The organism is Nonomuraea sp. NPDC049419 (assembly GCF_040676995.1).
GTDB classification, from domain to species: domain Bacteria; phylum Actinomycetota; class Actinomycetes; order Streptosporangiales; family Streptosporangiaceae; genus Nonomuraea; species Nonomuraea salmonea.
This window is the reverse complement of record NZ_JBFAQB010000001.1, coordinates 1075587-1087223: the sequence shown is the minus strand read 5'-3', so window position 1 is coordinate 1087223 and position 11637 is coordinate 1075587. Positions and strand designations below refer to the sequence as shown.

Here is an 11637-nt window from a genome sequence, read left to right as displayed (position 1 = left end):
TCCCGCGCCCAGCCGCATGCCCCGTGCCAGGCCGTAGCCCCTAGGTCCGGCTGTAGGCCTCTCGTCCGGCCGTAGGCCCGAGGTCCGGCCGTAGGCGGTGTGCCCGGCTGAGGCCCTGTGTCCGTTCTAAGCCCATGTCACGGGTGCACCGAGCCGTCCCGAGATCACCGTTGATCGGCTCACGTTCGGGAGCGGCGGGGGCGGCGGGTGGAGGGGAGGTCGTGGCGGCCGGAGAGGAACTCCTGGAAGGCGATTTTCGCCCGGATGACCGGCCGGCGCCATCGTTCCTCCCGGTGTACGGCCTTGGCGAGCTTGCGGGACGACCGCCCGGCGATGAACCAGCGGGCCCACGGCGAGCCGGGGCGGGCCAGGCGGATGGCGCCCACCAGCAGCATGGGCGGCACGAACAGCCCGGCCATGCCCGTCCAGATCTTGCCCTTGAGCAGGGTGACGACGGCGAGCACGAGGTTGGCCACGATGAGCGCGGCCGGGTTGACGACGGGCGTGCCGTAGTCCCAGGTGAGGGGCCGCAGGCCGATGAGCAGCAGCCCGCTGACGGCGATAGCGATGAACACGGCGTCGACCGACGTGCGCCCCTCCTCCTCCCAGTAGACGTCGTGCAGGTGCAGGATGAGCGCGAACTCGTCGAGCACGAGCGCGGAGCCCACCCCGAAGACGGACGCGGCGACGGCGGTGCCGACCTGGGAGCCGGGCGAGACGATGAGCGCGACGCCGCCGATCAGCATGAGCACGACGCCGAACACCACGTGGTGGATGTGCATCTCGCCGAGGGTGAAGTTACGGAACCAGCCGATCTTCGCCCTGATCAGCCGCACGTTGATGCGGGTGGCGATGAAGGCCACGATGAGCATGACGAAGTAGCAGAACAGCGGAAGCCGTCCTGTGGCGACGATGCTGTGCTGAAACCAGTGCCCCATGACCCTTGAGATCGATGGTACGAGCCGCACAAACCGGTCGGGTCACGCCAGGAACGCGCGCAGCAGCGCGGCGGTGCCCTCCAGGTGCTCGGCGACGGCCCGCCTGGCGGCGTCGGGGTCGGCGGCGAGGATGGCGTCCACGATGGCCCGGTGCTGGACGGCGGCGTGGTCGAGGTTGACCTGCAGCATGGGGATGGCGTCGAGCAGGTCGCTGACCCGGGAGCGGGCGTCGGCGCAGCTGGCGGCGAGCAGGGACGAGCCGGTCAGCTCAGCGATGGACAGGTGGAAGGCGGTGTCGAGGCGGCGGTAGTCGTCGAGCCCGGCGGCGTTCAGCTCGGTGAGGCGGCGCAGCAGCGCCTCGCGGGTGGCGTCGCCGAGCGGCGAGGCGGCGAGCACCTGGGCGGCGCCGCATTCGACGGCGAGCCGGAAGGTGAGCGCGTCGGACAGCTCGTCGGCCCCCATCTCCTGGAGGGCCTCGCGGGCCTTGCCCGCGTCGGGCTCGGGCCGCCGGTACGTCACGAAGGCCCCGCCGTAGCGCCCCCTGCGCACGTCGAGGTACCCGGCGTCGGACAGCGCCCTGATGGCCTCGCGCAAGGTGACCCGGCTGATGCCGAGTTGGACGGCCAGCTCGCGCTCGGGCGGCAGCTTGCCCCCCGGCGGGACGACGCCGAGCTTGATCGCCTGGAGCAGCCGCTCGACCGTCTCCTCGAAGGCGTTACCGGCCCTGACCGGCCGCAACACCGTCATCAAACGCGCCGACTCGTCCAACGTGTCCTCAGGCCTTGACAAGTGATCCCACCATGCACATCAATGGTCTGAGACTAGCCCAATCAGCGGGAAAGCGCGTCAGGCCAGATCGGAGCGACGTAGCGTGAGCGATCGAGCGAGCAGCGGGTTCCTGTCCGTGACCGAGCTGCGCGACGAGATCGCCGCCGGCCGGATCGACACCGTGCTCCTCGCGATCGCCGACATGCAGGGCAGGCTGCAGGGCAAGCGGCTGTCCGCGCGCTACTTCCTCGACGAGGTGCTGCAGCACGGCTCCGAGGGCTGCACCTACCTGCTGGCCGTCGACGTGGACATGAACACCGTCCCGGGTTACGCCATGTCGTCCTGGGAGCGGGGCTACGGCGACTTCGTGATGAAGCCCGACCTCTCCACGCTGCGCCGGGTGCCCTGGCACGAGGGCACCGCGCTGGTCATGGCCGACCTCGCGTGGGAGGGCGGCGCCGAGGTGACGGCCTCGCCGCGCCAGATCCTGCGCCGCCAGCTCGCCCGGCTGCAGGAGCGCGGCCTGGCCGCATACGTCGGCACGGAGCTGGAGTTCGTCGTCTACGACGACACCTACGAGGACGCCTGGCGCCGCGCGTACCGCGACCTGACCCCCGCGAACCTCTACAACGTCGACTACTCGCTGCTCGGCACCGGCCGCGTCGAGAAGCTGCTGCGCCGGATCAGGCGCGAGATGGAGGGCGCGGGCCTCTACGTCGAGTCGGCCAAGGGCGAGTGCAACCTGGGCCAGCACGAGATCGCCTTCCGCTACGCCGAGGCGCTGGCGACCTGCGACAACCACGTCATCTACAAGACGGGTGCCAAGGAGATCGCCGCCCAGGAGGGCCGGTCGATCACGTTCATGGCCAAGCCCAACCAGCGTGAGGGCAACTCCTGCCACATCCACATCTCGCTGCGCAGCGTGGACGGCGACCCGGTGATGGCGGGCGAGGGGCCGCACGGGCTGTCCCAGCTGGGCGCCGGTTTCGTGGCCGGGCAGCTGGCCGCGATGCGGGAGCTGACCCTGCTGTACGCGCCCAACATTAACTCCTACAAACGTTTCGTGCCCGGGAGCTTCGCCCCCACGGCGCTCAAGTGGGGCGTGGACAACCGCACCTGCTCGCTGCGCCTGGTCGGTCACGGCATGTCGCTGCGGGTGGAGAACCGCGTGCCGGGCGGTGACGTCAACCCGTACCTGGCGGTGGCGGGGCTGATCGCGGCGGGGCTGCACGGCATCGACGCGGAGCTGCCGCTGGAGGATCCGTACGCGGGCAACGCCTACGCCTCGGGGGCGGAGCGGGTGCCGGCGACGTTGCGTGAGGCGCTGGCCGTGTTCGAGGGGTCGAAGCTGGCCAAGGAGGCGTTCGGCGAGGACGTGGTCGAGCACTACGCGAACAACGCGCGGGTGGAGCTGGCCGCGTTCGACGCGGCGGTGACGGACTGGGAGATGTTCCGTGGTTTCGAACGGATGTGACGGGCTCGCATGAAGATCGTGAATCCGGCCACGGAAGAGGTGCTGGCCGACGTCGAGCTCGCCGACGCGGCCGAGGTCGACCGGGCCGTGGAGCGTGCCAGGAAGGCGTACGCGGGCTGGCGCGCGGTCGCGCCGGGTGACCGGGCGAGGCTGCTGCGCGGGTTCGCGGACCTGGTGGACGCGCACGGCGCGGAGCTGGCCGAGCTTGAGCTGGCCAACGCCGGGCACCCGATCGGCAACGCCCGCTGGGAGGCCGGCGCCGTACGCGACGTGCTGCACTTCTACGCGGGCGCGCCCGAGCGCGAGCACGGCAGGCAGATCCCGGTCGCGGGCGGCGTGGACGTCACCTTCCACGAGCCGCTCGGCGTGGTCGGGGTCATCGTGCCGTGGAACTTCCCGATGCTGATCATGTCGTGGGGCGTGGCCCCCGCGCTGGCGGCCGGCAACACGGTGATCGTGAAGCCGGCCGAGTGGACCCCGCTGACGGCGCTGAGGCTGGCCGAGCTGGCCTTGGCGGCGGGCCTCCCCGAGGGGGTGCTCCAGGTGCTGCCTGGGGCAGGGGAGGTCGCGGGCGCCCGCCTGGTCGAGCACCCCGGCGTGGCGAAGATCGTGTTCACCGGCTCGACCGAGGTGGGCAAGGAGATCGCGGCGAAGGCGGCGCGCCAGGTCAAGCGGGTGACGCTGGAGCTGGGCGGCAAGTCGGCCAACATCGTCTTCGCCGACGCCGACCTGGAGAAGGCGGCGGCGACGGCGCCGTACGCGGTGTTCGACAACTCGGGCCAGGACTGCTGCGCCCGCTCCCGCCTGCTCGTCCAGTCGAGCGTGTACGACGAGTTCATGTCCCTGCTCGCCCCCGCCGTGCTGGGCGTCAAGGTCGGTGACCCGCGCGACGAGGCCACCGAGATGGGCCCGCTCATCAGCGCCGAGCACCTGGCCCGCGTCGCGAGCTTCGTCGACGGCGACCCCTACGTGCGGGGCTCGTGCCCCGAGGGCAGGGGCTACTGGTTCCCGCCCACCGTCCTGACGCCCGAGGTCACCGACCGGGCGTTCACCGAGGAGATCTTCGGCCCGGTCCTGTCGGTGGCCAGGTTCGAGGACGAGGCCGACGCCGTCCGCATCGCCAACGACACCCCGTACGGGCTGAGCGGCTCCATCTGGACCCGCGACGTGGGGCGGGCGCTGCGGGTGGCCAGGGCCGTCGAGTCGGGGGCGCTGTCGGTCAACTCCCACTCCTCCGTCCGCTACTGGACCCCGTTCGGCGGCTTCAAGCAGTCCGGACTCGGCAGGGAGCTCGGCGCGGACGCCCTGGCGGCGTTCACCGAGGTCAAGAACGTCTTCATCGCAACGGAGTGACACGGGATGCAGCGGTTGCAGGATCGGGTGGCGGTCATCACGGGCGCGGCGGGCGGCATCGGGCTGGCCACGGCCCGCCGGTTCGCCGAGGAGGGCGCCAGAGTCGTCTGCGCGGACGTGGACGAGGAGGCGGGCAAGCAGGCCGCGAGCGAGGTCGGCGGCCTGTTCGTGCGGGCCGACGTCACGAACGAGGACGACGTCGTCCGCATGTTCGCCACCGCGTACGAGACGTACGGCAGCGTGGACATCGCCTTCAACAACGCCGGCATCTCGCCGCCCGACGACGACTCGATCCTGGAGACCGGCATCGACGCCTGGCGCCGCGTCCAGGAGGTGAACCTGACCAGCGTCTACCTGTGCTGCAAGCACGTCATCCCGTACATGCGGCGGCAGGGCAAGGGCTCGATCATCAACACGGCGTCGTTCGTGGCGGTGATGGGGTCGGCGACCTCGCAGATCTCCTACACCGCCTCCAAGGGCGGCGTGCTCGCCATGTCGCGCGAGCTGGGTGTGCAGTTCGCCAGGGAGGGCATCAGAGTGAACGCGCTGTGTCCAGGCCCGGTGAACACGCCCCTGCTCCAGGAGTTGTTCGCCAAGGACCCGGAGCGGGCGCGGCGGCGGCTGGTGCACGTGCCGGTCGGCCGCTTCGCGGAGGCGTCGGAGATCGCGGCGGCGGTGGCGTTCCTCGCCAGCGACGACGCCTCGTTCGTCACGGCCAGCCAGTTCCTGGTGGACGGCGGCATCTCCGGCGCGTACGTCACGCCGCTCTAGAGGGGGGCACGCCATGCGGCGTCCGGTCATCGGCATCACCTGCTACGTCGAGCAGGCCACGTTCACGGTGTGGCGGGACACGCCCGCCGCGCTGCTGCCGTACGCGTACGTGGAGAAGGTGGCGGCGGCCGGCGGGCAGCCGGTCGTGCTGCCGCCGGCCGGTGAGCCCGCCGCGCTGGTGGGCCGGCTGGACGGGCTCGTGCTGGCGGGCGGCGGCGACATCGACCCGGCCAGGTACGCCGCGGACCCGCACGAGCGCACCGGCTACGTGCGGGAGTTCCGCGACGAGGCGGAGTTCGCGCTGCTGCGCGCGGCGCTCGACGCCGGGCTGCCCTACTTGGGCATCTGCCGGGGGCTCCAGGTGCTGAACGTGGCGCTCGGCGGCAGCCTGCACCAGCACCTGCCGGACGTCGTGGGCCACACCGGCCACTGTCCAGGGCCTGGCCACTTCGGTGACCTGCCGGTGACGCCCGTCCCCGGCTCACGCCTGGCGAAGGCGCTTGGCACGGTGTCGCTGCCGGAGCCGCTGCCGGTGCCGCACTACCACCACCAGGGCGTGGACCGGCTCGCGCCCGGCCTGGCGGTCACCGCGACGGCGGCGGACGGCACGATCGAGGCGGTGGAGCTGGAGGGCGCCGGGTTCGCGATGGCGGTGCAGTGGCACCCGGAGGTGGCGGAGGATCGGGCGCTCTTCGAGACGCTGGTCGCGGCCTGTTGAACCACGAACGCGACAACAGCCCCATATCCCCACTAGGCTGGCGGACATCACCGACGAAACCGTGCGGGAGAGTGCCCTGACAGCCGGTCAGGGCCCCTGAAGGAGCAAGCCCTCCCCGCGAACCTCTCAAGGCAAAGGACCGCACGGCTACGGTGTCTCTGGAAAGCAGGCCCTCGGGGCCTCGCCGAAGGTGAAAGTCCGGCAAAAGTCGGGCGAAGCTCTCAGGCACCGATGACAGAGGGGGAGGATGCTGGCATCCACTCCTGTCCTGAGGTGCGTCCAATGTCCCGACCGACACCGCTCCGAGACGTTCACGAGAGCCTCGGCGCCACCCTGACCGACTTCGCCGGCTGGCTCATGCCCCTCCGGTACGGCAGCGAGTCCGCCGAGCACCGGGCCGTCCGCGAGGCGGCCGGTCTGTTCGACCTGTCGCACATGGGCGAGATCTTCCTGACCGGCCCGCAGGCCGCCGAGGCGCTCGACTACGCGCTGGTCGGCCACCTGTCGGCGCTGGCCGTCGGCCGGGCCCGCTACACCATGATCGTGAACGAGCGCGGCGGCGTGCTCGACGACCTCATCGTCTACCGGCTCGGTGACGAGGAGTTCATGGTCGTGGCGAACGCCTCCAACTACGAGAAGGTGGCCCGCGAGCTGCAGGAGCGCGCGAAGGCGTACGACGCGGTGGTCGAGGACCGCTCCGACCGGTACGCGCTGATCGCCGTCCAGGGCCCGCGCTCGCAGGAGATCCTGGCCACGCTCACCGACGCCGACCTGGCCGGGCTCAAGTACTACGCCGGTCTGCCCGGCACGGTGGACGGCCGGCAGGCGCTCATCGCCCGCACCGGTTACACCGGCGAGGACGGCTTCGAGCTGTTCGTCGCGGGCGAGGACGCCGTCCCGCTCTGGCACGCGCTCACGGCGGCCGGCGAGCCGTACGGGCTCAAGCCCGCGGGCCTGTCCAGCCGCGACACACTCCGCCTCGAAGCCGGCATGCCGCTGTACGGCAACGAGCTCAGCGCGGAGCTGACCCCGTTCGACGCGGGGCTGGGCAGGGTGGTGAAATTCGACAAGCCCGGTGACTTCGTCGGCCGGTCTGCGCTCGAGGCGGTCAAGGACGACCAGCCACGACGCCGGCTCGTCGGCCTGGTCGCGCGGGGCCGCCGGGTGCCGCGCCACGGTTACCCGGTCACCCGAGACGGCGCCGTCGTCGGCGAGGTCACCAGCGGTGCGCCTTCCCAGAGCCTGGGCAAGCCCATCGCGATGGCCTACGTGGACACCGGCGCCGATGCAGGCCTGGCTGTGGACATCCGGGGCAGCCATGAACCTGTGGACCTGGTCGAGCTGCCCTTTTACAGGAGGAACAAGTGAGCAACATCCCTGACGACCTGAGCTACACCAAGGAGCACGAGTGGGTGCGCGGTGTCGAGGACAGCGTCACCGTGACCGTCGGCATCACGGCCTTCGCCGCCGACTCCCTTGGTGACGTCGTCTACGTGCAGCTCCCCGAGGTCGGCAGCAACGTCGAGCCGGGTGACTCCGTCGGCGAGGTGGAGTCGACCAAGTCGGTGAACGAGATCTACACGCCGGTCGGCGGTGAGGTCGTCGAGGTGAACCAGGCGGTCGTGGACGACCCGAGCCTGGCCAACAGCGACCCGTACGGCGAGGGCTGGATGTTCAAGGTCCGCGTGGAGGGCGACCCCGAGGAGCTGCTCTCGCCTGAGGAGTACACCGCCCTGACCGCGGGCGACTCCTGACCCACCCGCCGGGGCCCGCCGAGCCGGGCCCCGGCCCTTCATGAAGGGCGCACATCAATGGCGATCAGCGTCTTCGACCTCTTCAAGATCGGCATCGGCCCGTCGAGCTCCCACACGGGCGGCCCGATGGCCGCCGCTCACAAGTTCGCCCGCGGCCTGCACCAGGACGGCCTGCTCGACCAGGTGTCCCGCGTCGAGGTCATCCTGTACGGCTCGCTCGGCCTGACCGGCAAGGGCCACGGCAGCGACAAGGCCGTCCTGCTGGGCCTGTCGGGCGACAAGCCCGAGCTGGTCGACGTCGACACCGTGGACGCCCGCGTCGCCGCCATGCGCGAGTCGGGCACGGTCCCGCTCTTCGGCACTCATGAGATCCCGTTCGTCGTCGGCGAGCATCTCGTCTTCGAGCGCAAGATCTCGCTGCCCGAGCACCCCAACGGCATGCGCTTCACCGCCTGGGACGCCTCGGGCGAGCGGCTGCGGGAGAAGGTCTACTTCTCCGTCGGCGGCGGCTTCGTGGTGGACGAGCAGGCCACCGGCGCCGACCGCATCAAGCCCGACGACACCGTCCTGCCCTACCCGTTCACCACCGCCGAGGAGCTGCTCAAGCACTGCTCCGCCACCGGCCTGTCGATCTCCGCGCTGATGCTGGAGAACGAGAAGGCGTTCGGCCGCACCGAGGAGGAGATCAGGAGCGGCCTGATGAACCTGTGGCGGGTCATGTCCGAGTGCGTCACGCGCGGCATCGCCAAGGAGGGCGTGCTGCCCGGCGGCCTCAAGGTCAAGCGCCGCGCCAACCAGCTGCACCGCCGCCTGCAGTCCGAGCCGCCGGAGAAGGACCCGTTGCAGGCGATGGACTGGGTGACGCTGTTCGCGCTGGCCGTCAACGAGGAGAACGCGGCGGGCGGCCGGATCGTCACCGCCCCGACCAACGGCGCCGCCGGCATCATCCCGGCCGTGCTGACCTACTACACCCGGTTCGTCCCGCACGCCGACGACGACGGCGTCATCAGGTTCCTGCTGACGGCGGGCGCGATCGGGGTGCTGTTCAAGGAGAACGCCTCGATCTCCGGCGCCGAGGTGGGCTGCCAGGGCGAGGTGGGCTCGGCCTGCTCGATGGCCTCGGCGGGGCTCACCGAGGCGCTGGGCGGCACGCCCGAGCAGGTGGAGAACGCCGCCGAGATCGGCATCGAGCACAACCTGGGGCTGACCTGCGACCCGATCGGCGGCCTGGTGCAGATCCCGTGCATCGAGCGCAACGCGGTGGCCTCCAACAAGGCGATCACCGCGGCCAGGATCGCGCTGCGCGGCGACGGCAAGCACTTCGTCTCGCTCGACCGGGCCATCAAGACCATGCGCGACACCGGCCGGGACATGCTCGACAAGTACAAGGAGACCTCGCGCGGCGGCCTCGCGGTCAACGTGATCGAGTGCTGACCTGACGCCGTACGTGCAGGCGGACCACGGCGGGGCACTCGTCGTCGCGGACCTCGCGCCGGATCCGACCCACGATGTCCTGGTCCAGCTTGCTCACGATCGCGCCGACGTCGGCGGCGGCCGGGCAGGTCAGGCCGATGCGCAGGCCGTCGGCGGCCACCCGGACGCCTGCCCTGCCCAGCCCGTCCACGCCCTTGAGCCCGACGAACAGCATCGCGGTGCCGGTGCCGTTGTGGGTGCCGCGGCGGCCCCAGCCGAGGCTGAGCAGCAGCCAGCGCAGCGCGAGCAGGGTCAGGAAGAGCAGGGCGAAGGCGACGAACCAGAGCGGCCACGGCTCCTCGGCCAGCGTCTTCCTGGCGGCGGGGGGCAGCACCTTGGCGGCCGGCGGCAGGTCGAAGAAGCGGTTCTGGCCGCGTAGCCACGCGTACCCGCCGAGGGCCAGCAGGATCGCCCCGACGACCGCGAGTCCTACCCGGTTGCCCGCGTACTGGCGCATCAGGCGGCCCTCCTGCGCAGACGGACGACGACCTCGCAGGTGCTCAGCGTGCCGACGCCGGCCAGGCGGTCGCCCACGACGGTGCCGACCTGCCTGAGCATCTGGCCCGAGCTCTCCCCGCTGGTCATGACCGTGACCTCGATCGTGCGGCGGCGCAGCCTGACGCTCGCCCGCTCCACGCCGGCCACCTGCTGGGCTGCCGCGCGCAGGGTGCGGCGCAGGCCCGCACGGGTGATGCCGATGACGATGAGCGGGTCGTTGGTCTCCACCGGAACCAGCCGGGTACGTCCCGGCATGATCGCGAGCAGCAGCATGAGCGCGCCCGCCCCGGCCAGGCCCATCGCCACGGTCTCCAGCTCCGGCCAGGTGCTCCGGCTCGCCAGCTCGATCAGCTCGTTGACCGGCACCCAGCCGAGCGGCCTGCCGAGCAGCGCGGCGACCACCTCGGCCGCGGTCGCACCCAGCCCGGCGGCCAGCGTGAGCGCCACGAGGGCGCCGGGGACGGTACGCGCCGGCCGCAGCGCCCTGGTCGCCCGGCGCAGCCCGGTGTTCCGCGGGGCGACGACGGCACCGGGCAGGAGCTGCTGAAGCGTGGTCATCACACCGACAGACGTACAGGCAGGGCGCCGGGGCGGTACCGCGCCCTCGCCGCCGGTTTGCCCGATCATTACGGGGACCGCAACTAACACGAACAAGCCTCATGTTCATTTGCCCGATATGCGGATACGCTGCCGGTATGGATGACCGGCAGCGGTACGACCGGGCCACCGCCGCCCTCGAACCGCCGTTCGCGCTGCTCGACCTCGCCGCCCTGCGGGCCAACGCCGCCGGCCTCGTACGCCGCGCCGCCGGCAAGCCCATCAGAGTGGCCACCAAGTCCGTACGCAGCCGGGCACTCCTCGACCGCGTCCTCGCCATGGACGGCTTCCGCGGCCTCATGGCCTTCACCCTGCCCGAGGCGCTCTGGCTCGCCGGGCACGGCCACACCGACATCCTCGTCGCCTACCCCACCGCCGACCGGCACGCCCTGGCCGCACTCGCGGGAGACGCCCGGGCCGCCGAACGGATCACCGTCACCGTCGACTCGGCCGCCCACCTCGACTTCATCGAGGCCGCCGTGGCGGGCGTCCGGCCGCGCGCCGAGATCAGGCTCTGCCTCGACATCGACGCCGGCTACGTCGCCTTCGGCGGCAGGTTCAGGGCCGGTGCGCTGCGCTCCCCCATCCGCGAGCCCGACCAGGCCGCCGACCTCGCCGCGAGCATCGCCAAGCGGCCAGGACTCCGCCTCGCCGGGCTGCTGGCCTACGAGGCGCAGATCGCCGGCGTCGGCGACGACCCGCCGGGCAACGCCGTCTACGCCCGGCTCATCAGGCTCATGCAGGCCCGCTCCGCCAGGGACCTCGTGCCGCGCAGGGGCAGGATCGTCAACGCCGTACGCCAGGTCGCCGACCTCGAGTTCGTCAACGGCGGCGGCACCGGCAGCGTCGAGCGGACCGTCCGCGAGAAGGCCGTCACCGAGGTGGCCGCAGGGTCCGGCCTGTTCCATCCGCGGCTCTTCGACTTCTACCGCGCGTTCACCGGGGTGCCCGCCGCGCTCTTCGCGCTCCCCGTCGTACGCCGCCCGGCCAGGGACGTCGTCGCCGTGCTCGGCGGCGGCTACATCGCCTCGGGGTCGCCGGAGCCCAGCAGGGCGCCGCACCCGTACCTGCCGGCCGGGCTGCGCTACGCGCCCGACGAAGGCGCGGGCGAGGTGCAGACCCCGCTGCTCGGCCAGGCGGCCGAGGACCTGCGGATCGGCGACCGGGTCTATTTCCGGCACGCCAAGGCGGGCGAGCTGTGCGAGCGCTTCGACACGCTGCATCTGGTCGAGGGCGACGCGCTGGTGGAGTCGGTGCCGACCTACCGGGGCGAGGGGCGTACGTTCCTCTGAG

At 71.6% G+C, this 11637-nt stretch carries 12 protein-coding genes and 1 riboswitch; of the genes, 8 read left to right on the top strand and 4 right to left on the bottom strand.

The genetic code is table 11. The features are described 5' to 3' along the window. Positions 1-179: 179 nt before the first annotated feature. Together AB0K12_RS05065 and AB0K12_RS05060 are read right to left on the bottom strand one after the other, a co-directional pair. Positions 180-938, bottom strand: a complete 759-nt coding sequence (locus tag AB0K12_RS05065) for a hypothetical protein (RefSeq protein ID WP_364555658.1) — start codon at positions 936-938, stop codon at positions 180-182. A gap of 42 nt (positions 939-980) precedes the next feature. Continuing rightward, positions 981-1685: an FCD domain-containing protein gene (locus AB0K12_RS05060; protein WP_364555656.1), complete on the bottom strand. Its 705-nt coding sequence runs from the start codon at positions 1683-1685 to the stop codon at positions 981-983. Between the two features lie 124 nt (positions 1686-1809). Here AB0K12_RS05060 and AB0K12_RS05055 point away from each other — a divergent pair, with 124 nt between their 5' ends. From AB0K12_RS05055 to AB0K12_RS05025, 7 genes are all read left to right on the top strand, one after another. Then, entirely contained in the window at positions 1810-3180 is a 1371-nt protein-coding gene (locus tag AB0K12_RS05055) for a glutamine synthetase family protein (RefSeq protein ID WP_364555654.1), read from the top strand. Positions 3181-3189: 9 nt separating this feature from the next. Next, positions 3190-4533 (top strand): aldehyde dehydrogenase family protein, encoded by a 1344-nt coding sequence (locus tag AB0K12_RS05050; protein ID WP_364555652.1) that lies wholly within the window; start codon positions 3190-3192, stop codon positions 4531-4533. Positions 4534-4539: 6 nt separating this feature from the next. Further along, positions 4540-5304, top strand: a complete 765-nt coding sequence (locus AB0K12_RS05045; protein WP_364555650.1) for a 3-oxoacyl-ACP reductase — start codon at positions 4540-4542, stop codon at positions 5302-5304. A gap of 13 nt (positions 5305-5317) precedes the next feature. Continuing rightward, complete coding sequence (locus AB0K12_RS05040; protein ID WP_364555648.1) at positions 5318-6022, top strand: gamma-glutamyl-gamma-aminobutyrate hydrolase family protein; 705 nt, start codon at positions 5318-5320, stop codon at positions 6020-6022. Positions 6023-6076: 54 nt separating this feature from the next. Then, positions 6077-6174, top strand: a riboswitch (glycine riboswitch). A gap of 130 nt (positions 6175-6304) precedes the next feature. Continuing rightward, the gene (gene gcvT / locus AB0K12_RS05035; RefSeq protein ID WP_364555647.1) at positions 6305-7390 is read left to right on the top strand and encodes a glycine cleavage system aminomethyltransferase GcvT; all 1086 of its coding nucleotides are present in this window, start codon (positions 6305-6307) and stop codon (positions 7388-7390) included. Continuing rightward, positions 7387-7776, top strand: a complete 390-nt coding sequence (gcvH, locus tag AB0K12_RS05030; RefSeq protein WP_345397800.1) for a glycine cleavage system protein GcvH — start codon at positions 7387-7389, stop codon at positions 7774-7776. The genes gcvT and gcvH overlap by 4 nt, the downstream gene beginning before the upstream one ends. 57 nt (positions 7777-7833) lie before the next feature. Continuing rightward, positions 7834-9210, top strand: a complete 1377-nt coding sequence (locus tag AB0K12_RS05025) for an L-serine ammonia-lyase (RefSeq protein ID WP_364555644.1) — start codon at positions 7834-7836, stop codon at positions 9208-9210. On the opposite strand, the gene AB0K12_RS05020 is transcribed toward AB0K12_RS05025, so the two are convergent. Further along, positions 9191-9706, bottom strand: coding sequence for a hypothetical protein (locus tag AB0K12_RS05020; RefSeq protein ID WP_364555642.1), 516 nt, complete (start codon positions 9704-9706; stop codon positions 9191-9193). The two genes, AB0K12_RS05025 and AB0K12_RS05020, sit on opposite strands and share 20 nt — an antisense overlap. Further along, positions 9706-10305 (bottom strand): DUF6286 domain-containing protein, encoded by a 600-nt coding sequence (locus tag AB0K12_RS05015; RefSeq protein WP_364555756.1) that lies wholly within the window; start codon positions 10303-10305, stop codon positions 9706-9708. The genes AB0K12_RS05020 and AB0K12_RS05015 overlap by 1 nt, the downstream gene beginning before the upstream one ends. A 137-nt stretch (positions 10306-10442) precedes the next feature. Between AB0K12_RS05015 and AB0K12_RS05010 the strand changes: the two genes are divergently transcribed. Beyond that, a complete protein-coding gene (locus tag AB0K12_RS05010) occupies positions 10443-11636 on the top strand; it encodes an alanine racemase (RefSeq protein ID WP_364555640.1) in 1194 nt (397 codons plus the stop codon). Position 11637: the final 1 nt, after the last annotated feature.